Source organism: Acinetobacter sp. YH16031, assembly GCF_013417335.1.
Classification (GTDB): Bacteria; Pseudomonadota; Gammaproteobacteria; order Pseudomonadales; family Moraxellaceae; genus Acinetobacter.
Window position 1 is genome coordinate 12052 of record NZ_VPED01000025.1, and the last position, 23016, is coordinate 35067.

Sequence of the window (23016 nt, forward strand, 5' to 3'; positions counted from 1 at the left end):
TTACTGGATTAAGCTTTTTCTTTGTCTTCAGCACCTTCAAGCTGCTTCAACAAATGTTTTTCCAGATAGTGAATATCCATTGCCTGTTCACAGAAATTTTCATCCTGAAGAATCAGATCTTTGTGTAATGGAATATTGGTTTTAACACCTGTCAGAATCATTTCATCCAAGGCCTGCTTCATGCGTGCTATTGCAGTTTTACGGTCTTTACCATGGGCAATTAGCTTGGCAATCATAGAATCATAATATGGCGGGATGCTGTAACCTGGATAGATATGAGAGTCTAAACGGATACCTGCACCACCTGGCGCATAAAAAGTCTCGATTTTGCCAGGAGATGGCATAAAGTTCGACGGATCTTCAGCGTTGATACGGCATTCGATCGCATGACCTTGAACACGTACATCTTCTTGCTGGATATCCAGACCTAAACCAGCCGCAATACGTAACTGCTGTTCAATGATGTCGATACCGGTGACCATTTCAGTCACAGGGTGTTCTACCTGAACACGGGTGTTCATTTCGATAAAGAAGAATTCGCCTTCTTCAAACAGGAACTCGAATGTACCGGCACCACGATATTGCATCAATTTACAAGCATTGACACAGGCCTCAAGAATGTCAGCACGAGCCTGTTCTGGCAGGTTAGGCGCTGGCGCTTCTTCAAGTACTTTCTGGTGACGACGCTGTAAAGAACAGTCACGGTCATATAAATGGATCGCATGACCATTACCGTCGCCCAGAACCTGTACTTCGACGTGACGCGGTTTTTGCAGGAAACGTTCCATATAAACCGTGTCATCACCAAACCACATTTCAGCATCACGCTGCGCAGCTTGTACTGATTCAAGCAGGGTATCCACACGTTCTACGATACGCATACCACGACCACCACCACCGGAAGCCGCTTTCACGATGAGCGGGAAACCAATTTCTTTGGCTTCAGCAAGCGCATTGTGAATCGTCACCGCATGATCACAGCCAGGTACAGTTGGTACACCCGCTTTTTTCATGGCAATAATCGCAGAAACCTTGTTCCCCATCAGGCGAATATGTTCTGGACGTGGACCAATGAAGATAAAACCAGAGCTTTCTACGATTTCAGCAAATTCAGCATTTTCAGACAGGAAGCCATAACCAGGGTGGATGGCATCTGCGCTGGTGATTTCAGCAGCTGTAATCAGGGCTGGAATATTCAGGTAACTGTCGCTACTTGCGCCAGGACCAATACACACGGCTTCGTCACAGAAGCGTAAGTGCATCAGGTCTTTGTCAGCGTCTGAATAGACACCGACTGTTTTAATTCCTAAAGTTTTGCAAGCTCGGGCGATGCGCAAGGCGATCTCACCTCGGTTTGCAATTAAAACTTTTTGCAACATTATGAATCCCCGAAGTGATTAGGCGCGGTAACGGAAAAGTGGCTGACCAAACTGAATCACTTCACCATTTTTCACCAGAATTTCTTCAATCACGCCGCTTTGAGTTGCTTCAATCGGGTTCATGATTTTCATTGCTTCAATGATACCCAGTGTTTCGCCAGCAGAAACAGTTTGGCCAATTTTTACAAAAGGTGCTTCGCCTGGGCTTGGAGCCGCATAGAACACGCCAACCATTGGAGATTTTTCAACTGCACCACGAGGAGATTTAGCTGCAGGGACGTCAGCTGCAGGTGCAGGCATTGCAGGAACAGCTGCTGCAACTACTGGATTACGACGAGTCAGAGCAATCGACTGATCACCTTCCTTAACTTCAATCGCCTGTAAGTCAGATTCAATCATCAAATCGATGAGCTTCTTGATTTTACGGATATCCATGAGACAGTATTCCTAATTAAGATTGTTTAGAAGATTGTATTTTTTCAATGACATAGTCGAGTGCGGCAGCATAGCCTTTTGCACCTAGACCACAGATCACGCCAATAGCTTTATCGGATAGATATGAATGATGTCGGAATGCCTCACGTGCATGGACGTTAGACAGGTGGACTTCAATAAACGGGATTGCCACGCCAAGAAGTGCATCACGAACTGCAACTGAGGTATGTGTCAGGGCAGCAGGATTAATAATGATATATTGCACGCCGTCTTGTTGGGCTTGATGAATTCGGTCAACAATTGCGCCTTCCCAGTTGCTCTGGAAAGTGTCAAGTTGTAAAGTAGCTTTTTCAGCCTGAGCAGTGAGCTGCTGATTAATATCTTCTAGAGTTAAATAACCATAAACTTCGGGTTCGCGCTTTCCTAGCAAATTTAAATTCGGTCCATGAATAACCAAAATGGTCGAAGTCATCTATGGTGCTCCAGTTAAAAAGTTTCAGGATAGGTTTGCAAGATGTCTACAAACTTCGCCTATTATGGCATGAATTCCTACATTATTTTTATAATTTCTTTGAATTGACATAGAAAAGCATGTACCACGCAATGGCCATATAATGAAAACTTTGCAAGCATTTAGCAATGTTCAAAACTACCAAATCTTCGTCTTTTACATCATTTTTATATTTTAGATGAATTGGCTGAATTGTTACATTTATGCTGTGTAAGTTAGACCTCAATGTTTATTCATAATTCTTTTAAATTGAGTGTTTATTCGGCAATGGCTTGTCAAAAATAAAAATTATTAGTCGAAGTCTCTGCTCATATCAAAAATTGTGGTGATCGGTAAAAGACCGGATTTTCATTAGATTTTTGAATGAATCAGAATTTTATTCTATTCATTATTCTGTAAACTAAAATATCAAACTTGGAATAAAAATCAAAAAGTTATTTGATAAATGGTATGAAGTGAAGTTTAGTATTAAATGGGTTTTATGTCGCTAGTAAAGCAAGTCACACATTATTTTTCTGCAAAAAGAGATAGGCTCATTGCTACTGAACATTGGCTAAATGATACTGGCCGTAAAAGTAAAATTAAAAACTTATGATTCTTCATTAATCTTTTACTGGCCTCATCTAATATTGACGAATGTGCTCAATTTTCTAAAGCTTACCTTTATTTGTAATTCTTTATGTTCGCTCAATAACATTGGCAAAATGGCACTTCATGTATAGGCGTTGTTATTCATCTGAATGTTGCCTATGTTTTTAAATGATGAATTTTTAAGCTTAAGAACAAGATGGTATGCGGAATTACAATGATAAATGGGATAGTTAAGTTCAGTTAAAGTGCAATATGAATAGATATTCTGGATTAAAAGCTAATGGTATCTGATTGTATTTTGAACACATATTGATTATATAAGCTATTCAGAATCACAGAATAAAACCCAAGCAGACTTGATAAGCTATAATGAAGATCCCGTCAAAATACTATCGAAGCTGTTATGACACCTGCATGCAAATTATTAAAATCTCAAAAAATTGAATATAGCATTCACGAATATGAACATGATGCCAATGCCAAAAGCTTTGGTTTGGAAGCAGCAGAAAAGTTAGGGCTGGCAGTAGAAGAAGTATTTAAAACCTTATTGGTCACGGATGAGAAGCAGTATTTTGTAGCAGTTCTTCCAGTCAACCATCAGTTAAACCTGAAAAAAGTAGCATCAGCCTTTGGTTGTAAAAAGCTACAAATGGCTGATCCCAAACAGGCAGAACGTCTAACCGGTTATCTTGTCGGTGGGATTAGTCCGGTTGGGCAGAAAAAACGCCTGAAAACTGTCATTGATGCATCTGCAGAACAGCTGAATAAAATCTATGTCAGTGGGGGTAAACGCGGTCTGGATATTGGTTTAAAACCTGCGGACCTAGCTAAGGTTCTAGATGCTCAATTCGTTGATGTATTGGATGTCTAAAGTTCAAAGCATTTTTCAATAAAACTATCTTACTGAGAAGCGTTCATATCAATGGACGCTTCAACTTTTCTGGATTCTTATCTTTCTATTCTGTCGGAAAATTCAGCATGGTTTTTTCTTCATTGTATAGTGGATGATTGAGATCCACGGCCTGACTGTGGATTGAACAAAGATAAAAACAATAAAATAGAAAATATGGAGAATACCGCATGGAAATCCAGAAAAAACGATTATCACGGTTCTGTATGAGCTTGTCCGCGATGGCCATACTCTCAGTCTTTTCAACTGCACAGGCAGATTCGTCTACCTTGCCTCAACCGCCCAATTCCCAGCAAGTTTTCTTTGTGGGTAATAACTGGGATGGAACAGTTACAGTGATTCGATCTTCAGGTGACTTTGGCAAGGTTGGTGTGATCAACATGATTCCTGATCGTAAGGAGCGTCTGAAAGAGATTCACCTCAATCCCATTAAACTGATTGCCTATACCTATATTCAAGCTACTGCGGGTGAAGGTAATGATCAGCTGGTCGACGATATGTATTCCACGCCAGATGGACAGTCAGTGGTCGCATCTCGTCCAAGTTTTGCCGATGTGGTCTCTATCAACATCAAGACAGGCAAAATTAACTGGCGTACTCCAGTTGAAGGCTTCCGCGCGGATCATATGGCAGTTTCACCAGATGGCCAGCGTGTCGCGGTTTCCGCATCTTCCGGAAATGTGGTGCATGTACTGGATATTCATACTGGTAAGGAACTTGGTCGATTTGCGACAGGTGATAAACCGCATGAAAATATCTACTTTGAGAATGGCAGAAAAATTCTGAACTCGGCCATTGGTAATGTAGAAACCTCACTGGATGCTCAGTGGCAGGATTTCACCAAGGGTAAACGCTATATCACCATAGCAGATGCCAATACCCATCAGGTGCTTAAAAAAATTGACTTTAGACCAGCATTGGATGCTTTTGGTCGAAAGGATTTATCTAATTCAGTGCGGCCGATGGTTTTTAGCAAAGATGAAAACAAACTCTATGCTCAGGTATCATTTTTTAATGGTTTGATTGAGTATGACTTAAACCAGAATAAAGTGACCCGTATTGGTCAGTTGCCAGGTAGTGATAGCATTCCCAAAGACCGCACCAAATGGGTGAATGATTCCCGCCATCATGGGTTATCAATCAGTGCAGACGGTGAAAAACTCTGTGTTGCGGGCACGATGGATAATTATGCCACCATTGTCGATCGTCAGAGTCTGACTGCCGGAAAATTGATTCCTGCAGGTAAGCCATATTGGGCCACCCGAAGTCCGGATGGCCGTAGCTGTATCATTTCAGAAAGTGAAACGGATGTGGTGACCGTAATTGATTTCGCGACAGGAAATAAAGTTACTAGCGTACCAGTAGGCAATCATCCACAGCGTGTCCGGATCGGTTATGCTCCAGCAGACTGGTCTACGCCGTAGCAAATAATGGCTCAAAAAGAGCAATGTATTATGAACATTGCTCTAAGCATTGTAGGTGGCATAGATGAGGAACAAGACACTTACTTTATATCTGCTGGCGGGAATGTTATTAACCGGTATTCTGGCGGGGATTGCTTATCAGGTTCATAAGGATATCTATAAGGCAGAATTCAATATACTGAAACCTGATGATCAGATGACTTTTCCAGCAAAATCACTGATTACTTCCAGTTTAAATCCTAAATCAGCTGTACCGGCAAGAACGCCTAGACACCCGGAAGTAGATTCTGAACAGCAGGTCTTATTGCAACAGAGAGAGCAGCTTTATCTGAATTTTACCCAAATGATGAATGGCTTAAGTCAAGGCGAAAAGCCAGACTATCGCCAGCTAGATCGTTTGCTGTTACAACAGCAGAATCTGGTGAATGCTCAGGTCGTTGCTCCGGAAGAGGCGAGAGCTCAAATAGAATTTTTACAGAAAGTTCTGCCTGAAATCTCTTCACAGCTGGATCAAGCCTTAAATGCATTGGATCAGAAAAGTTTTTAATCTTCCGGTTTAAAGCTTTACTTAGTTGTGATGCAGATACTAAATAAGCTTAATAAGAAAAAGCCCGTTAAAACGGGCTTTTTCTTCATTCATATTTTAGATTAAAACTTATAAGCAGTTCGCGGGTTTCGGGATACCAGCCAGTCGGCTTAAATGGCGTGCCACCAGACCTGTATTAAACTTTTCCTGTAATAAGGCATTGTTAATTTCCGGGCTAACTGTCTTCATCAAAAATTTAATCAACGGACGGGTTGCAGGAGAATGCCCAAACTGCTGATAAAATTGACGGACTGCCTGTAGCACTTCAAAATGCCACGGAGTAAGTTGAAGTTCCAATGTATCTGCCAGTACTTGGGCAACGTCTTCATTCCAGATGGTGTAATCGACTAAATGACCATCTTGGTCCAGTTCTAGATTCATATTTGACTCATGGATTATTTCATTGAGATGCAGCGACTAAATTTCAGACATAGATCTGCAAATTCGGAGTAGTCGAGTAAAGCAACATTTTCCGATAAAGGTGAGATCAGAATTTCTGCATCATTTCTTAGGATATAAACTTGCGGCAGTTGCTGTACGAAAGCATGGTCCAGATACAGCACAGATTCTCCCATCAGGACCACCTGATCATCTGAAGCATGGAGCTGTGCTAACTGATCAAGGACTGACGCCGTCGCTGCATAATCTGACTGGATCAGGTAAAGGGTTTGATCTGACATTTATTTATCCTTCATCCTTACCAACTTACCAATACAATACGTGATCAAATTTTTGAACGAATTCTGAATTGAGTTTAATCAACTCAATCTCCTGTTCGCTTTGCTTTACAAAAGGAGAGTCCTGATTTTTCTGTTCAACCAGAATAGGTGTCAGGTCATAAAATTCGAAACTATCCACCAGATTTGAAGCCAGTTTAAAGGCATGTTTCAGCTGGTCAAACTGAAGCTCAGAACGTAAAAGACTCAAGGCTGCGCCTTGGAGTAATACTTTAACTTCAGCGCCGAAGGTCGCCAGTACCATCGTGGCAGACAGACTTTCATGCACCTGCAAGCTGTTCAGGTTGGCTTGAGTTAATATAACAAGTACAGATTTCACACAAGATTCCTTTTAAAAGCAACACATCCTGAAAAATGAAGCATCTAGAATTGAATTAGACGTTGTGAGGACTGAACAGCATCAGCAAGCTCGCCTAGACCGACCAATTCAAAACCATCAGCAAGATTATGTTGCTGAATATTGTGACGTTGAGCATTTTCCTGATCTGTAATCCCACGCGCTAAGGCTGCACTGACACAAACGGGTAAGCGGATCTTCAGATCCTGCCAGGAACGTGTGAGATGACGCTGGTCGTCGGGCACCCATTGCAATGCATTTGCGACCGACACGCCATCTTGATAGAAAAATACACGGAAAGCTTCCTGTTTATGTTGTAAAGCTTGGGCGAGTCCAAGCGCATGCCAGGCATAAATAGAAGGCGGTGCGGAGGTAACAAGAATTAAGGTGCTCATCGAAATTCACTACAGGCTTGATCAACGCGGGATGATGATCTTGGCTACAAAGAAAGTAGGTAGTATACAATGATTTTAGTGACGGGTGGTTTAGGCTTTTTAGGCTCACATATTGCTTTAAGTCTGATGGCACAAGGACTAGAGGTCATTGTGGTCGATAATCTGGCCAATGCCAGTCTCCAGACCTTAGAACGCCTTGAATTTATTTCCGGCCGCTATGTGCCTTTTGTCAAAATTGATATCCGTAACACTCCAGCATTAAATAAAGTTTTTGAACAGAATTCAGTACAGGCTGTCATTCATACTGCCAGCTTTAAATCATTAGAAGAATCAGTTTTAAAACCACTTGAATATTATAATGATAATGTCAGCTGTATCATGAGCTTGATGCGTGCCATGCAGCGTACTGGAGTACGCAATCTGGTGCATTTGTCTTCATTGGCTGTATATGGCCATTCCGGAGCGGATTTAAAAGAAGATCAGGCTTTCAATTACACTTATCCAAATCCTTATATTAAATCACAGCAGATGGTGGAAGAAATCATCCGGGATACTGCCAAGACGGATAATGAATGGCGTATTGCGATGTTACGTCTTTCCAATGTCGCGGGTGCTTTTGAAAATGGTATTTTAGGTGAATGGGTGCCACCTTTACCAAAGAATATTGTGCCTCTGGCCATGCAGGTGGGTGCGAAGCAGCGTGAATATCTGGAATTGCGCCGTCAGGCCAAGACCGAAGACTATACAGTAGAACGTAGTTTTCTACATGTGATGGATGTCTGTGATGCAGTATTCAAGTCGCTACATTGGCTGTCTCAACAGCAACAATGGACTTGCGAAGCCTTTAATATTGCTGGAGAGCTAATCTCAATGCAGACTTTGCTGGATCAGGTTGCAGAAGTCACTCAATCCGCTGTTCCTATAGTAGATGCTTTGCCATATCCGCATGCTGAAATGGATCAACTGGGTGCTAATACGGATAAAGCCCAACAGTTATTACATTGGCAACCACGTTATACCTTGAGGAAAATGTTAGAGGATGAATGGCTGTTCTATCAGAATACGTTAAGAGGGCAGTGATTTAAAATCTTATAAGCCAATTATTGATAATAATTATCATTTGTAAAATTAATCAAACTCATTAAGATGAATGAATAGGGTACAGCATTGAAGCTGCTGTCTAAATGAGTAAAACATGGAATAACAATTGAGGTTGAGCATGCAAACACGTATTGAACATGACACGATGGGAGAAGTCGCTGTACTGAGTGAAGCACTTTGGGGCGCACAAACACAGCGTAGTCTACAAAACTTCAAGATTGGCAATGAGCATCTGCCGCGCGCTATGATTCGTGCCATGGGCTTGGTCAAGAAAGCAGCTGCGATCACCAATGCCGAGTTAAACCAGATTCCTCATGAGTTATCGACCTATATCATCGGTGCTGCGGATGAAGTGATTAGCGGTCAATGGGATAATCAGTTCCCGCTAGTTGTATGGCAAACCGGTTCGGGCACGCAAAGTAACATGAACTGTAATGAAGTGATTGCCAATATTGCTAACCAGAAGCTGGGTAATCCTTTAGGCGCACAAAAGCCTGTGCATCCAAATGACCATGTCAATCGTGCTCAATCGACCAATGACTCTTTTCCGACCGCGATTCATGTGGCAGCCAGCTTACAGATCAATGAACTGTTAATACCGGCAGTAACACGTTTACGTGATACCTTGCATACAAAATCTCAGGAATTTTCTGAGATTGTAAAAATTGGTCGTACCCATCTTCAGGATGCCACACCTTTAACTTTGGGTCAGGAATTCAGTGGATATGTCTCTCAACTGGATCATGCCTTGATTCGTCTGTATCAGGCTTTACAAGGTTTATATGAATTGCCATTAGGTGGAACCGCCGTCGGTACAGGCCTCAATGCCCATCCAGATTACGCCGTTAAAGCCGCGGATACTCTAGCGGAATTAACAGGTTTACCTTTTGTCACCGCTCCTAATAAATTTGAAGCTTTGGCCGGCCGTGATGCAGCAGTATTTGCTTCTGGTGCTTTAAAGACCTTAGCCGTTAGCTTGAATAAAATCGCCAACGATATTCGCTGGTTGGCAAGTGGACCACGTTGTGGTTTTGGTGAATTACGTATTCCTGAAAATGAACCGGGTTCAAGTATTATGCCGGGTAAGGTGAATCCGACTCAAAGTGAAGCCATGACCATGGTCGTTGCCCAAGTTCTAGGAAATGACACGACGATTAATGTGGCCGGTGCATCAGGGAATTTTGAGTTGAATGTCTTTATGCCAGTGATTGCTTATAACCTGTTGCAGTCTATCCAACTGCTTGGCGATGCATGTAACAGCTTTAACGATAACTGTGCAGTCGGAATCGAACCTAACCGTGACAAGATTGAGCACTTCCTGCATGATTCATTAATGCTGGTCACTGCACTCAATCCAGTCATTGGTTATGAGAATGCAGCTAAAGTGGCCAAGACTGCCTATAAAGAAGGTAAAACCTTAAAACAGGTCGCAGTAGGACTTGGATTGGTGACTGCAGAACAGTTTGATCAGGTGGTTCGTCCTGAAAATATGGTGGCTCCAAACGTAAAATAAGTCTTCTAATTATGGTTAAATAATAAAGCCCTCTAAATGAGGGCTTTATAATATCTAAGGATTATTCATACAAATTTTAATAAAATACAAGCACATGTCTTTGCTGGAAAATTCTCATTCAATTGAGCTTGTTTATTAAATACTATGAACCATCTATCGTTCAGGTTTTGACAGATATGCAATGAAGGATTACTAATAGAAATTCCCTGATAACTAGAAAAATGAGGTAAGGGTGATGACTGACTTTGATGATGATTTTGATCTGGAAGAACCCTATCCAGATGAGGATCTATATCCAGATTATACAAAAAAGAAGTGTAGCAGCTGTAGTGGCACCGGCTATAACGCTGTGGAAGCCAAACAGTGTATCGAATGTATGGAAACCGGCAAAACTGGTGAGATAGATTAACTCAACTCATAATTGTTTATTAAGCCTGCTCTATGAGTGGGCTTTTTTATTCTCTTCATCAGGAGTTCTTAATTTTATAGATTCATGAGCAAATAAAAGAAAGAATTTAAAATTACGGGTGAAATCGTATTAGAAGGATGGTTAGAGATAACTATTGAAGTTTTTTTAGTGCTAAAGCCTATCCTCATGGCTTCTCATACCGAATTAACATTGAATAAGCGTATATAGCTGCTAAAATGCAGTTCGTTTTTACTGCTGTTTTGTCGTTTATTCCGCATGAGTTTCTATAGCATATGAATAAACATCCATAAAGTGGCAGGTTGTTTAAGGAAAATTTAATGCTTGATATTTATTTAACAGATGTTCAAAAAAAGATTCAATTCAAGGATTATCCAGGTGAGCATCCTGTTAAATTTATTCTGAATTTTAAAAAGATTTTTCCAAGTGTAATGGAACTTCTTTTACCTGTTCTCCCGGAAAATGAAAATCTTGATGAAATGACCTGGGAATCAACCACTCAGGACTTTGAGACATTTCAGATGTTATTAACAGGGTGGGGCATTATTGAATTGCGTTTAAATGCGATCACCCAGTATAAAGATAAGACATTTGCAGATCAGTTGGTGAAAGAGGCGCAGCAAAAACGCAGAGAATATCAGAAGAAACATCTTAAGCTTTCTAGTGTGGATCTGGATTATCTATTTATGCATGATGTGCATGGCTTGATTGATGCTGAACTGGTAGAACTAGGTGAAAAATTCTATTTACCAACCTTACGTGATCTTTGGAAAAATAAAGTCTCTGCTCAAGTGCTTAATGCCAAATTCTAAGTAAATTCAAGCTGATTCATTCAATTTCATCCTCCAAATTGGGGGATGATTTTTTTATAGCGATTTCTAAGAATTGACATTTCCCTTATGACAATAAATAGCCTAAGCAATTTTCTATATTTATCATCAAAACAATTTTCTGCTACATCATTGAACATGGTGACTTATTTTAAAACAGAAATTGGCTCAGAAAAGGGCATTTATTTTATCGTTTGATAAAAAATAAATTAAAAAAATATTCTTTATCAAAAGAATATATAAAGATATTACTTTAATAATATAGCTATTCCAGTCATATTTTTTTAAGCTATCAGTACTTGTGAGTAAATGAATCACAGAATTATTATTCATTAGAATTCCTTCATAAAAATAAGTGAAGGTTCCATTTTTCTCGAAGATATATCCAAGGATTTAACCGAATGTCGAATCAGTTTTTAGATTTAATTACAAAACGCCGTACTATTTATGCCATTGGTAAAAATGTAGAACAGTCTCCTGAATATTTAACTGATTTGATTCGAAATGCGATCAAGCAAAGTCCGTCATCTTTTAACTCGCAATCATCTCGCGCCGTTATTTTATTCAATGGCGAACATGAAAAATTCTGGGGCTTTGTCGCTGATAAATTAAAAAGCTATGCCAAAGATGAAGAAAGTGCTGCAAAAACGACTGCAAAAATGGCAACCTTTGCTGCTGGTACGGGTACAGTTTTATTCTTTGAAGATCAAAATGTAGTAAAAGGCTTGCAAGAGCAATTCCCATCTTATGCCGAGAATTTCCCAATCTGGGCAGAACATTCAACTGCTATTGCTCAGTTCTCTACCTGGACTGCCTTGCATACTGAAGGGCTGGGTGCATCTTTACAACACTATAATCCGATTGTAGATGAGCAGGTTCATGCAGAGTGGGATATTCCAGAAAACTGGAAACTTCGTGCTCAACTGGTATTTGGTTCAGTTGAAGGCGAAGCGCGTGCGAAAGATTATCTGGAAGATGATCAACGCTTCAAAGTTTTCCAATAAGCTTAATTTCCGATCTGTCTTTAATCATTTTTAAGGACAGATCTTCAGGTTGTTTATAAAAATACGCATTAGATTTTTTAAAACTAGGCTAAACTAAAGCGGTATTTGAAGAATTTAATGAGTCAAACCGAATGTCGAAAAACACGCAGAAATTATCACCATTACAGGAACTGATTGCAGAGCAGAAATTGCTGTGTGAAGAGGTCGGTTCTGCTTATGTAGAAGTAAGTGGTGATGATGTCGTTGCAGTGGCTGTACATACCCTGAAGCAGGATCCAATTGTCGGAATCCGTAGAAAGCCTGAGACAGAAGAAAATATTAGCTGGTATATTTATGGTGGTGAACTGGCTTCAAATGAAGATGCTTTTGAAACCATGACTGTGCGTGAGTTACAGGATATCGCCCCTGAAGTTTTACCTTATCTGGCTTTAGAGCAGGGCTACCGCTTCATGATTGATGCAGATGATTATGAAGATGTCTGGAAAGAAGAAAACTAAAAGAAGACCTTCGAAATGATCAAATCCTCATCTTTAATATGTACTTTCTTTATTTGCATGCAATTAAACAATATGGCTTTTGCCGAAAAGCTTTCACAAGCGGACTATGATCAGTTTATTGCCAAACAAACAAAAATAGTCAATGAAACCAAACATATTTTAGATGAGCCAGATCAGAATGCAGATGCACAAAGTCAACGTCAGGCATTCTGCCAGCGTTTAACGGCTTATGAAGAGATTCAAAAAGTTTCTGAAGAAAATCATGAACTCAATATGGCGTCCACAATGGCGATGATTGCTAAAAGCTTTCTGGATCGACAAGCACAGAGCATGAATAATTCAGGTATGACCACCGCAGTATTTTGTAAGAGTAGGGAAGTGTAATTAAGCTATAAAAGCAAGAGCATCGTCTTGAGTTTTAATAGCCACCATCATCATTTAAAAATGCATCCTTCTGTTCCGGAGTGGAAACTTTGACAGTTGGAATAGAGGAACTCGCTGCTGTTAATCGAGCTATATTGAAATCCTTAGTTCCTGCTTGAGGAATAATAGGTATTTGACCTGTTCGAACAATTTCACCATAAACTATCGTAATTAATTCTGCTGGAGTTAATCCCGCTTCTGCTATTACACATTCTGCTGATTCAACAACGTCTTGTTGCACTAAGAATTCAATACTTTTTTTAACTAAATTGTTCATAAGATAGCCTTAGAATACATTTTATACACTACTTTAAACTATCAGATATGAAGCATATACAAGCTAATGAAATTAAATATTCATATCTTATTTAGGGATGTTGGCCTGAATGAAGGTATATGAATCAAAAGGGTAGGGCCAAAAAATTAGCTCGTTTTTTCGACTCTCAGCTTGCTTATAAAATGCATAAATACTCTGATACGTAGCATAAGGATTTCAGTGCTTTTTAAATTACTCATTAAATAAACTTTATAAAAATCTATTTATATACAAATTTTACCGGGTATATATCAGCTACTTTTGAAATTTATTAAGAAATATTAAATATTTATGTGTTTCTTTTTTACTCAAACGAAGGGCGGTAAAATCATTGCACGCTAAAATAGCCTAAGCAATTTTCTACTTTATATTTATTCTCGCAAAATCCATATTCCATAATTAAAACTTAATACCAAATAAATCTCTAAAACTCGTATATTTCCTAAAAATTTTAAAATATTTTTTTTATTAATGATCTAGTGTGACACTCAATTATGAGCAGATATTGCAATTTAGCCTAAGCATATTTTATTTCCATAAAAATAGCCTAAGTAAAATTTTAAATTATGTCATTAGCAATTGATTAACTTCCAATATAACTCCACTATTAACACCTAACATAGGAAATCACGGAATTCTCAAATGATCCTGAATTATCAAATACAAACCCATGAAACATCAACTTTAGCCCCAATGGTATTTATTCACGGTTTATTTGGTAGTTTAAGTAATTTAGGTATGTTAGCCCGACATTTTTCAGAGCAGGCAACTACGATTCAAATTGATGTCAGAAATCATGGTTTATCTAGCCATTCTGATGAAGTGAATTATCAAATCATGGCCGAAGATATTTTAGAAACTTTAGCCAGTTTAAATATTAAAAAATTTATTGCAGTCGGGCATTCAATGGGCGGAAAAATTGCCATGAAGCTGGCAGACCTGGCGTCTGATCTGATTGAAAAACTGGTTGTATTAGATATCACGCCAATTCAATATCAAGAAAATCATCATTCTGAAATATTTAAAGCCTTGTTTGCAGTCCAACAGGCGCAAGTCGCTTCACGAAATGAAGCAGCAAAAATTATGCGTGAATATATTCAAGAGGAAATGGTCATCCAGTTTCTTTTAAAATCATTCAATAAAGGGCAGTGGTTGTTTAATGTGCAAGCACTATTTGATCATTATGAAGATATTACTGCTTGGGAGAAGATAGAAAAAAATGAACTTCCAGTATTATTCTTAAGAGGTGGAAATTCATCGTATATCTCTAAACCTGAACATTTTGAAGCCATCAATCAGCAGTTTATTCATGCGCAGGTTGAAGTAATTGAAAATGCAGGGCACTGGCTACATGGTGAAAAGACGGCGGAAGTTTTGCAGCATATGCAAAATTTTATTGATGAAAAATAAATTATATTGATGAGCAGATTTACCTTCTGCTCATTCTTTATGGCTGAGATATTATTGCATGAGTTTGCAACTGACTTTCATTTATTAATTGATAAGCCATTTCAGGAGTTTTCTTCAGACCAGGCATACGATATTCCGTATGTCCGTAATCCTGAATGGATTTCCAACGTCCCCCCCAAGTGAGTCCTACTGATTCTGCGATCTGTCCATATAACTGGTAACCACGCATAGCCCATGGATCACGTTCACTAATTACTACTTTGCCATGACGCTTAAAAGCAATATCTGCAGCCAAACCAAACTGGTGATAACTCTGAAAACCTTTGGCTCGGGTAATATTACTATTGGCCGCCAGTGAGTTCTGTCTTTCTGGGCTCCGATATCCTTCAAGCAATACCAGTTCATAGCCATACTGTTCCTGCATGATTTTAAATACCATCAATAAACGCTGCTTAAAACGCGGATTCATCTTGTGCCATTTGCGATCAGCCTGATTCAGATCTTGAGAGTGGTTTAAATGTATATCCTGAATATTAGAATTAAATCGTTGCGCTGAAATTACCGGTTGATGGACATATTGGTCTTCCTGCAAAGCTTCAAGAATGAGAGCTTCATCGACTTCTTCAGGTGGAGTCAAAATTTGACCTTCCAAAAGTGCATATATTTGCGGGTCGACTTTTTGTAAATAACGTGCCTCAGACATACTGGCAGAAACAGGCCGAGTCAAAGAAAACATCAGGATACTGATAAATAATATAGATCCTGCAATCAAGATCCACCATTGTTGTAAATACCAATGTGATTGTAGATAGTCTGGAGATCCAGCCAGTTTAAATTGATGTATAAATTGCTTAATTGTGATGAACTGTTTTTTAGTTTGTGGCAGCCATGCAATTAAAGAGTTCCGTATATACTGCCTAAGCTCATAGAATTGCATCAAAACCAAAATACAGCTGAGAAGAATAAAGCTGCTAATAATGATAAAAATCATCTAGCAGTCATCCCATTCGAGCAGTTTAATATTAGCTTGATATTAAAATATTCATAAATTAAAGCATTTTTTTCCAGTAAGAAATGACACATTATTTGATATAAGCTGCTTTGTTTTATCTTCATTTTTATTTTAAGTTATTAGTTTTTATAGATCATTTATTATAGGTTTCATTAAGGTAAATGAATCGTGATGTAGGCCTGTTCCGCTGGTGCACTAATCACATTCTGATATTGAGTAAAAATTTCTGTAGTTTCACTCGATAACATATATTTCAGACCGACAAAACTCATTAGAGTGAACAAAAGCAAAAATACCAAAATCCATAAAAATGGTAATTCACGATGAATAATATGTTTGATCTTGTCAGGTAGTGCTGCAAAAGGGGAAAACGGCGTTTTCTTACCTTTTAGGTAATCAATCTGTTCACTCACTTGGGTAATCAGCTGATTCAAACTATGCACAGACTCAAGCCGATATTTTCCATGAAAACCTAATAACAGGCAGTAGTGATAGACTTCCAGTACCGCTAAACGTTCATTATCTTTATAACGAATTTCCTCTAGATGCTCAAAGAAACGATAACCTGCAAGTTGAGAACCAAATAAATTTAATTGTAATGGATCTATCATCCAGTAATTTTGCAGATCAAAGAAACGGGCATCCTGCTGCGTGACAATAGTTTCATCTAATAAGGCACAATAAGCATATTTAGCATCCTGAATGTCTTCAAAAGAAAATTGCTGTTTACGTGCTTGATGCTCAAAATAGTTTAGCATTTCCAGAATCTTTTCACGAAACGATGCTGGATGCGAAGGGATATAATGATTTTTTAGCAAAAAGACAATATAAAATCCGTCATAGAGAAGATCAATCAGATTGGTCGTCATATGAGATTTCTGATCAGTTGTTTGCGTAACAATCTTTCCAGATCCGATCTGGCCATCATCAAATAGTGATGGTGCAGAATTTGTAATTGTATTCATACTGATACTTATCCTTTCATGACTGCAATAAGTTCAATCCTGATATCCTGAAATCCATTCGGTATATAAATACAAATCGATTCTGAATCGAACATGCGTTGATACAAATCGTTATTCGGTTCAATTTCGAAATAGCTGACTCCAGAACGAACCGGGATCGCTGTTGGCACCTGAATTAAATGTTGAATTGGAATAGCTGGAAGGGCTGCAATGACTCGCTGTTCAACATCAACTGTACTGCCAACTTTAAAACGGATCGGCACATAAGCAATTAAATCTTGGACAGGCATCACACTGCTTGAAACAGCCAGATATAGACGCGTATCTCGGGTAATCTTGTCGGTTTCCAGGCTGCCAAGCCAATAGGATGGTCGGGTTTCTTTTAAGGAGATGCTGATATAACGATTCGAGATAATGGTATCCAGTAGATTTCTTAAAATGATATCTAACTGATTGAAGCTTTCGTATAGATGATAGTGCTGATATTTAGGCAGTTGATCGACATCATAAGCAGTCGAAAAAGTTAGCAATGAGCCAGTTAGGCGTAATAGTTCACTATAGAGACGTTCAGGATGAATAATCGGATACTGCAAAATATGGTTTAGGCTCGCATATGCAGTATTTAAGGCATTGACCAGCCAGAAAGACACAATATCCCCAGAACGGAATTCAATCAGTTTCTGTTCATTTTCCCGATTATTACTCTGAATGGTCTTGATCTTTGCTTGGATAATATTCAAGGTGCGTTGTAAATTAACCAAAAGATTTTCATTGGCCTGTATATGTAAAATTGGTGGGATAAATTTATGATCAAAAATAAAATTCCCTGAACTTTGTCGTTTAATTCGACCTACTGGAAGATACAGGTAGCCATCCATGTGATGCTGAGGTTCTTGGCTACCTTCAAATATTTTTAATTCAGCACGACGGCGCAATAATGTAATCTCAGCAGTACTTGCATCGGTAAACAAGTCATGAGTTGAACTTAAATGGGAATGATAACGGCTAGGTCGGGCTTGATCAGCATGACTGACATTCTGTTTATTTGGCTGCACCATCGGTAAGGCCAAATAAATTTGGATTTCACCTTGTAAATTCAGTGTATCTAGCTGAACCGGTTCAGGTAATAAATCCTTTGCAGGTGCCTGATAAATTTCCCCATCTTGCCAGATCATTTCAACTTTATTTAATGCCAGAATTTGCATTCCAAGTTGAGCTTCATCAAACTCAATCGACTGAATGCCATGAGCAAAAGGGAAGGTCGCACGAATGGTGTGATTCAGTCGCTGTTCGTGATAGGCATCCTGTAATTGAAAATGTTGAGGTCTTAAAAACAGACCTTCACCCCAAAGTATTTTTTCTGCTTTAAACATTGAGATTTCACCACTCGCAGCTTGATTCATTTTGGGCAGGGACGCCCAATAATTCATGTAGATGTTCTAAAGGATTTTCATTTTTAATCACTTTGGCCAGCCACTCATGTAAAGGCATTTGGCTCCATGTAATAGTCTTTTGCAGCATATAGCTCACCGGACTATGTGGCTCATTCATCTGAAAATAATCGGCAATTTCTTTCAGAATCTGTATAGCCTGTTCACGATTAACAATATGATTTTGATTATGGAATTGAACAGATTGCTGGAAAGTTGGCAGCACCTGACCTGAAGAAAGGTTTATTTCATTTTGTGCAAGTATCTGAGCCATTTGATAATCGGCTGGAGCCGGAGATGCAGATTTCGTTGAACTTATGTCTTTTTTATATATCCGCTGAATATTGGCAAAAATAGACTCTAATTGAGCATCAGCTGCAGCAAAACTTGGCCCATCTATTCCAAGAAGTTCATCAAGCGCAGACTTGAACTGTTGCCATTGATGTTGAATCTCTAATAAATACTGATAATTTTGCTGTTGAACTTCTTTAGGAGTATTAAGCAATAACTGCTCAAAGTGCTCTAACTTTTGCTCTGTGCCTTCTTGTGCTTCTAAATCATCTACTTGTTGTTTACGTTTTTGATTCTGTAAATATAGAAAATTGTCATAGTCTTTCAGGCTATAAAAAGGAGATTGCTGAATAAGAGAAACCTGCTTGATTAATCTCGGAAGTTGAGTAATAAAACCTTCCAATAATCCCAAGCGTTGATCCAGATCATCCTCTTCAATTTTAGGATGCAGTTGCAACCAGTATTGCTCCAGGCTACGATGGCAAAGTTCTAGGCCTCGGGCAATACCTTCAAAACCATATAGATGACCCCAAGCCTCAATCAGCCAAGTATATAAACGGATATCTTTAGTTTTTTCAGTCAGTAGTTCTATCGACTTTATTTCTACAAAAGCCCAATCTGCTTGCTTGGGTTCGGCAACCCATTCTCCTTGATCCAGTAAAGGATTATCCTGTATTCTGGCATTTTTAATACTTAGAAATTCGTTCGAAAATGAGCAATCTATACCACAAGGATGCTCTACAGAAATTTCTTCAAATAAATATTCAAATTCCAATGTCATTATGAATCCTAATTATTCTTATTTTAATCTTTGCTGTTTAAGCAGCATTTGCCTTATTTTTCTTGGAATGCCTTTTTTTGAGTACTGATAATTCTGTATCCAGATGATAATAGAAAGTATCTTTCTGAACATCGATATGAATCAGTTTTGGCAGCTGATTTTCACTCATAGCCACCAGTAATTTTGCCGCCAGATCTGGCAATATGGATGCATTTAAAATGTGATCAATATTTCGTGCACCACTATCTATTTCTGTACATCGACTGAGTAATAATTCCAGTACCTCATCGCTATAGCTTACCTGAGTCACATACTGCTGCTGAATCCTCTTGGTAATTTTCCCTAATTTATGCTGAATTATCTGGATTAACAGTTCATCTGAAAGCGGATAATAAGGAACAATTCGCATGCGTCCTAAAAATGCTGGTTTAAACTGCTTATAAAGGCTTGGTTTGAGATGTTCAATTAAGGTATCTGCATCTGGCCATTGATCAACTTCCTGACTTATACAGGATTGCATAATGACATGTGAGCCGACATTCGAGGTCAGCAAAATGGTGGTATTTTTAAAGTCAATCAGGCGACCTTCGCTGTCTTCGAGCACACCTTTATCGAAGACCTGATAAAATAATTCTTGTACATCTGGGTGGGCTTTTTCGATTTCATCCAGAAGTACCACACTATAAGGATTGCGGCGAACGGCTTCTGTTAATACACCACCTTGACCATACCCAACATAGCCCGGGGGTGCACCTTTCAAAGAAGAAACCGTATGCGCCTCTTGATACTCGGACATATTAATCGTGATTAGATGCGATTCACCACCATAGAGTTCTTGAGCAAGACTCAGTGCAGTTTCGGTTTTTCCAACTCCACTTGGGCCGGTGAGTAAAAATACTCCTTGAGGTTTATTTGGATCTTCCAGTCCAGCTTTGGACGTTTTAATGCCTTGAACCAGTTGTTCTAAAGCATAATCCTGGCCCATGACTCGCTGTGAGAGTTTATTTTTCAGATTAAGAATCTGCGAAATATCATTATTCATCATTTTACCGACTGGAATTCCAGTCCAGTGCGAGATAATTTCGTTAATGATTTTGGCATCTACACGTTCATAAACCAGTGGACTTTGTGCCTGAATCTTAGCTAATGTTTGACGTAGTTGATGAATCTGGTGTTGATCAACCGATGCTTCCGATTTAGTTAAGCCATGAATCTCATGAATAAGCTGCAGCTCTTGTTGCCATTGATTATGAGTCTGATTAATCTCTTGTTGAATGGAATGAATCATATCTAACAGCTCTTGTAATCGATCAGTTCGATATGAAGTTGTCTGTTCTTGATCAAGAAGTCGATATTCTAGTTTGAGATTATGCAGCTTAGCCTGTAACTGATCCAATTTGGCAGGTTGAGCATTTTGGCTCAAGGCCACCCGTGCAGCCGCAGTATCTAATACACTAATTGCTTTGTCCGGTAACTGACGGCCACTGATATAACGATGTGATGCATGCACAGCAGTACGAATGGCTTCATCATCAATCTGGATTTGAAAATGCTGGCTCATCACAGGAACCATAGCACGAAGCATATCGATGGCGACCTGCTCAGTTGGTTCTTCAACTTTGATTACCTGAAAGCGGCGGCTCAATGCAGCATCTTTTTCAAAATAATGTTTATATTCAGCCCAAGTCGTCGCTGCAATAGTTCTTAATTCACCACGTGCTAGCGCCGGTTTTAACAAATTCGCTGCATCATTCTGACCAGCTTGGCTACCCGCTCCAATCAATGTATGTGCTTCATCAATGAAAAGAATAATAGGGTGGGTAGAGGATTGTACTTCTGCAATGACTTGCTTGAGGCGATTTTCAAATTCACCTTTGACACTGGCACCTGCCTGTAATAAACCCATATCCAATACGTGTAACTCAACTGTTTTAAGAGCATTCGGAACTTGGCCATTGACAATTTTCAATGCTAAACCTTCAACTACAGCAGTTTTTCCTACGCCTGGTTCACCAGTGAGAATAGGGTTGTTCTGACGGCGGCGCAACAGAATATCCAGCATTAACCTGATTTCAAATTCACGCCCAATCACCGGATCAATATCACCACGACGAGCCTTTTTAGTCAGATTAATCGTATACTGGTCAAGCGCTGGTGTCTTTTTTGGAACACTAGATAAATCAGGGGAAGGAATAGAGGGTTGAGGCACTTTAAGTTGTTCAATACTTTTCTCACAATATTCCAGAAATTGATGTTTCATACTGTCCACAGGGAATTGTGCAAAAAGAGAAGATGCCCGAAGAGCCATTTGATAAAGCTCTGGCGAAATCAGTAAAGCGACTAACAAGTGGCCACTACGAATCACTGGGTTTTGATCTGCGGATGCCAGCAACCAGGCTTGTTCCAAGAGCTGAATAATCGATTTGGCAAAAATAGGGGTACGGGAATTTCCCTTGCTAAGCTGCTGGATACTTTGTTCAAGCTGATTAATCAGATGGTCTTTATCAATACAATGTTTTGCTAATAATATTTTTAAATCATTCAATTCTGGATGCTGGAGTAATTCTAGAAAAAAATGCTCGATCTCAATTTCATAATTTTTTTGCTGGATGCAGGTATTGGCAGATTTCTCAAGACATAGGCGTGCATGTTCAGAAAGTTTCAAAATCAAAATTTTTAAATTATTCATGAGTTTCTCATTATTTTTAGCACACAGAACTTTATAATTTTTAAATGGATAGCTGTGTTTTTTGTTTTTATTACAATGAACGTTTTTCTATTTTTATTCGGTCCATATTTATAATTTTTATGAAAATTGAACGAAACAATTTTGGCTCATTTTACTCAAATAAAAATAAAAGTCTGTATCTTTCATCAGAATTTTGTCAATTCTTAAAATTTTTAGTCACTAAGTCCGTTAATCTTTTTTAGCTTGACTTCTCCTGAATGTTTTATGTTAAATCCGCCAAACGATTGTCAAATAAAAATAATATTTAGACATTAAAAAATATAACAACAAACAAAAATAACTGAGGCTCATTTTGAAAAAGTATATAAGTTTCATATCATTATTTATATTTGGTACAGCCTGTCTTTACCTTCCACAAGTACATGCTGCTGAATTAAAAAAATCATGTATTAAGGTCAATCCTTATGCCGCGGGTGAAACAGACCCGACATTAATTGACTTATATCAACAGCTTTGTGATAAATCAGCGAAAAAAAATATTCCTTTACAACATGAACTCAATACACAAATTGCGAAACGTTATGTGGAGTTAGGTTCTCATCTCAAAGCACTCAATTTGATTGATCAATTACACCGCCAGCAACAGTATAACCAGACTTTAACGGACTTGAGCTTTATGGCAGGGATTGCTATTTCATCAAATGCTTTACAGCAAATGCGTAGTACAGAAGTTCGTGCCTTAAATGAAACGACCTATCCTCAAGCTAAACTATTGGCTGAGAATATTCAGTTTGCAAAACCTGCACTAGCGCCAGTTGAGTTTAAATCACATACTGTTTCAAATACCAAAAATAGCAAGAAACAGACTGCTGCAAGTACGAAGCGATCTACTACAACCAGCACTAAAACAAAAAATGTAGTCAAATCTGTTCCTATTAAAAAGACTGAAAATATCAGTACTCGCACCAATACTGCCAGTTCTAATCCATTTGGTTCATTAAAGAATAATTAATAAGGAAATA

The 23016-nt window shown here is 38.8% G+C and carries 25 protein-coding genes; 12 read left to right on the top strand and 13 right to left on the bottom strand.

The window, feature by feature from the left end:
- Positions 1 to 8: 8 nt before the first annotated feature.
- From accC to aroQ, 3 genes are read right to left on the bottom strand one after another with little or no spacing between them, the layout of a single operon-like run.
- Entirely contained in the window at positions 9 to 1379 is a 1371-nt protein-coding gene (accC, locus tag FTV31_RS11240) for an acetyl-CoA carboxylase biotin carboxylase subunit (protein WP_175967543.1), read from the bottom strand.
- Between the two features lie 18 nt (positions 1380 to 1397).
- Complete coding sequence (gene accB, locus FTV31_RS11245; protein WP_004785952.1) at positions 1398 to 1814, bottom strand: acetyl-CoA carboxylase biotin carboxyl carrier protein; 417 nt, start codon at positions 1812 to 1814, stop codon at positions 1398 to 1400.
- A 16-nt stretch (positions 1815 to 1830) separates the two neighbouring features.
- Positions 1831 to 2286: a type II 3-dehydroquinate dehydratase gene (gene aroQ, locus FTV31_RS11250; RefSeq protein WP_004785950.1), complete on the bottom strand. Its 456-nt coding sequence runs from the start codon at positions 2284 to 2286 to the stop codon at positions 1831 to 1833.
- A gap of 1033 nt (positions 2287 to 3319) precedes the next feature.
- Here aroQ and ybaK point away from each other — a divergent pair.
- From ybaK to FTV31_RS11265, 3 genes are all read left to right on the top strand, one after another.
- Positions 3320 to 3787, top strand: coding sequence for a Cys-tRNA(Pro) deacylase (gene ybaK, locus FTV31_RS11255; protein WP_159122961.1), 468 nt, complete (start codon positions 3320 to 3322; stop codon positions 3785 to 3787).
- 209 nt (positions 3788 to 3996) lie between these two features.
- Positions 3997 to 5250 (top strand): YncE family protein, encoded by a 1254-nt coding sequence (locus FTV31_RS11260; protein ID WP_180014908.1) that lies wholly within the window; start codon positions 3997 to 3999, stop codon positions 5248 to 5250.
- A 64-nt stretch (positions 5251 to 5314) separates the two neighbouring features.
- On the top strand, positions 5315 to 5797 hold the full coding sequence (locus FTV31_RS11265) for a hypothetical protein (protein WP_180014910.1): 483 nt from the start codon (positions 5315 to 5317) through the stop codon (positions 5795 to 5797).
- Between the two features lie 108 nt (positions 5798 to 5905).
- Here the strand turns inward: FTV31_RS11265 and FTV31_RS11270 are convergent, their stop codons facing one another.
- Genes FTV31_RS11270 through tusD form a run of 4 tightly spaced genes read right to left on the bottom strand, consistent with a single transcriptional unit; the run spans position 5906 to position 7305 of the window.
- Positions 5906 to 6217: a TusE/DsrC/DsvC family sulfur relay protein gene (locus FTV31_RS11270; protein ID WP_005235445.1), complete on the bottom strand. Its 312-nt coding sequence runs from the start codon at positions 6215 to 6217 to the stop codon at positions 5906 to 5908.
- 14 nt (positions 6218 to 6231) lie between these two features.
- Positions 6232 to 6516, bottom strand: coding sequence for a DsrH/TusB family sulfur metabolism protein (locus FTV31_RS11275; RefSeq protein ID WP_004785940.1), 285 nt, complete (start codon positions 6514 to 6516; stop codon positions 6232 to 6234).
- A 25-nt stretch (positions 6517 to 6541) separates the two neighbouring features.
- Positions 6542 to 6892, bottom strand: coding sequence for a hypothetical protein (locus tag FTV31_RS11280; protein WP_180014912.1), 351 nt, complete (start codon positions 6890 to 6892; stop codon positions 6542 to 6544).
- 44 nt (positions 6893 to 6936) lie between these two features.
- Positions 6937 to 7305: a sulfurtransferase complex subunit TusD gene (gene tusD, locus FTV31_RS11285; RefSeq protein WP_180014914.1), complete on the bottom strand. Its 369-nt coding sequence runs from the start codon at positions 7303 to 7305 to the stop codon at positions 6937 to 6939.
- A gap of 69 nt (positions 7306 to 7374) precedes the next feature.
- On the opposite strand from tusD, the gene FTV31_RS11290 reads away from it, so the two are divergent.
- From FTV31_RS11290 to FTV31_RS11320, 7 genes are all read left to right on the top strand, one after another.
- A complete protein-coding gene (locus FTV31_RS11290) occupies positions 7375 to 8385 on the top strand; it encodes an NAD-dependent epimerase/dehydratase family protein (protein WP_180014916.1) in 1011 nt (336 codons plus the stop codon).
- A gap of 139 nt (positions 8386 to 8524) precedes the next feature.
- Positions 8525 to 9919 (top strand): class II fumarate hydratase, encoded by a 1395-nt coding sequence (gene fumC, locus FTV31_RS11295; RefSeq protein WP_180014918.1) that lies wholly within the window; start codon positions 8525 to 8527, stop codon positions 9917 to 9919.
- A gap of 235 nt (positions 9920 to 10154) precedes the next feature.
- Positions 10155 to 10328 carry a hypothetical protein gene (locus tag FTV31_RS11300; protein WP_180014920.1) on the top strand — a complete coding sequence of 58 codons (174 nt, stop codon included), beginning with the start codon at positions 10155 to 10157 and terminating at the stop codon, positions 10326 to 10328.
- Between the two features lie 338 nt (positions 10329 to 10666).
- Positions 10667 to 11158 carry a hypothetical protein gene (locus FTV31_RS11305; RefSeq protein ID WP_034707227.1) on the top strand — a complete coding sequence of 164 codons (492 nt, stop codon included), beginning with the start codon at positions 10667 to 10669 and terminating at the stop codon, positions 11156 to 11158.
- Positions 11159 to 11577: 419 nt separating this feature from the next.
- Positions 11578 to 12180, top strand: coding sequence for a nitroreductase family protein (locus FTV31_RS11310; protein ID WP_005235545.1), 603 nt, complete (start codon positions 11578 to 11580; stop codon positions 12178 to 12180).
- Positions 12181 to 12311: 131 nt separating this feature from the next.
- Positions 12312 to 12677 (top strand): hypothetical protein, encoded by a 366-nt coding sequence (locus tag FTV31_RS11315; protein ID WP_034706678.1) that lies wholly within the window; start codon positions 12312 to 12314, stop codon positions 12675 to 12677.
- A 15-nt stretch (positions 12678 to 12692) separates the two neighbouring features.
- A complete protein-coding gene (locus tag FTV31_RS11320; protein ID WP_180014921.1) occupies positions 12693 to 13061 on the top strand; it encodes a hypothetical protein in 369 nt (122 codons plus the stop codon).
- A gap of 34 nt (positions 13062 to 13095) precedes the next feature.
- Here FTV31_RS11320 and FTV31_RS11325 read toward each other — a convergent pair whose 3' ends face one another.
- Positions 13096 to 13377 (bottom strand): damage-inducible protein J, encoded by a 282-nt coding sequence (locus tag FTV31_RS11325; RefSeq protein ID WP_180014923.1) that lies wholly within the window; start codon positions 13375 to 13377, stop codon positions 13096 to 13098.
- A 681-nt stretch (positions 13378 to 14058) separates the two neighbouring features.
- Here FTV31_RS11325 and FTV31_RS11330 point away from each other — a divergent pair.
- Positions 14059 to 14826 (top strand): alpha/beta fold hydrolase, encoded by a 768-nt coding sequence (locus FTV31_RS11330; RefSeq protein WP_180014925.1) that lies wholly within the window; start codon positions 14059 to 14061, stop codon positions 14824 to 14826.
- 37 nt (positions 14827 to 14863) lie between these two features.
- Here the strand turns inward: FTV31_RS11330 and FTV31_RS11335 are convergent, their stop codons facing one another.
- The 5 genes from FTV31_RS11335 to tssH all read right to left on the bottom strand — a co-directional run bounded on the left by FTV31_RS11335 (position 14864) and on the right by tssH (position 21994).
- A complete protein-coding gene (locus FTV31_RS11335; RefSeq protein WP_180014928.1) occupies positions 14864 to 15817 on the bottom strand; it encodes a M15 family metallopeptidase in 954 nt (317 codons plus the stop codon).
- Between the two features lie 173 nt (positions 15818 to 15990).
- Positions 15991 to 16803: a type IVB secretion system protein IcmH/DotU gene (gene icmH / locus FTV31_RS11340; RefSeq protein ID WP_180014930.1), complete on the bottom strand. Its 813-nt coding sequence runs from the start codon at positions 16801 to 16803 to the stop codon at positions 15991 to 15993.
- An 8-nt stretch (positions 16804 to 16811) separates the two neighbouring features.
- Positions 16812 to 18176, bottom strand: a complete 1365-nt coding sequence (gene tssK, locus FTV31_RS11345; RefSeq protein WP_180014953.1) for a type VI secretion system baseplate subunit TssK — start codon at positions 18174 to 18176, stop codon at positions 16812 to 16814.
- 7 nt (positions 18177 to 18183) lie between these two features.
- Positions 18184 to 19305, bottom strand: a complete 1122-nt coding sequence (gene tssA / locus FTV31_RS11350; protein ID WP_180014932.1) for a type VI secretion system protein TssA — start codon at positions 19303 to 19305, stop codon at positions 18184 to 18186.
- 37 nt (positions 19306 to 19342) lie between these two features.
- On the bottom strand, positions 19343 to 21994 hold the full coding sequence (gene tssH / locus FTV31_RS11355; RefSeq protein ID WP_180014934.1) for a type VI secretion system ATPase TssH: 2652 nt from the start codon (positions 21992 to 21994) through the stop codon (positions 19343 to 19345).
- A 352-nt stretch (positions 21995 to 22346) separates the two neighbouring features.
- On the opposite strand from tssH, the gene FTV31_RS11360 reads away from it, so the two are divergent.
- Positions 22347 to 23006: a hypothetical protein gene (locus FTV31_RS11360; RefSeq protein WP_180014936.1), complete on the top strand. Its 660-nt coding sequence runs from the start codon at positions 22347 to 22349 to the stop codon at positions 23004 to 23006.
- Positions 23007 to 23016 lie beyond the last annotated feature (10 nt).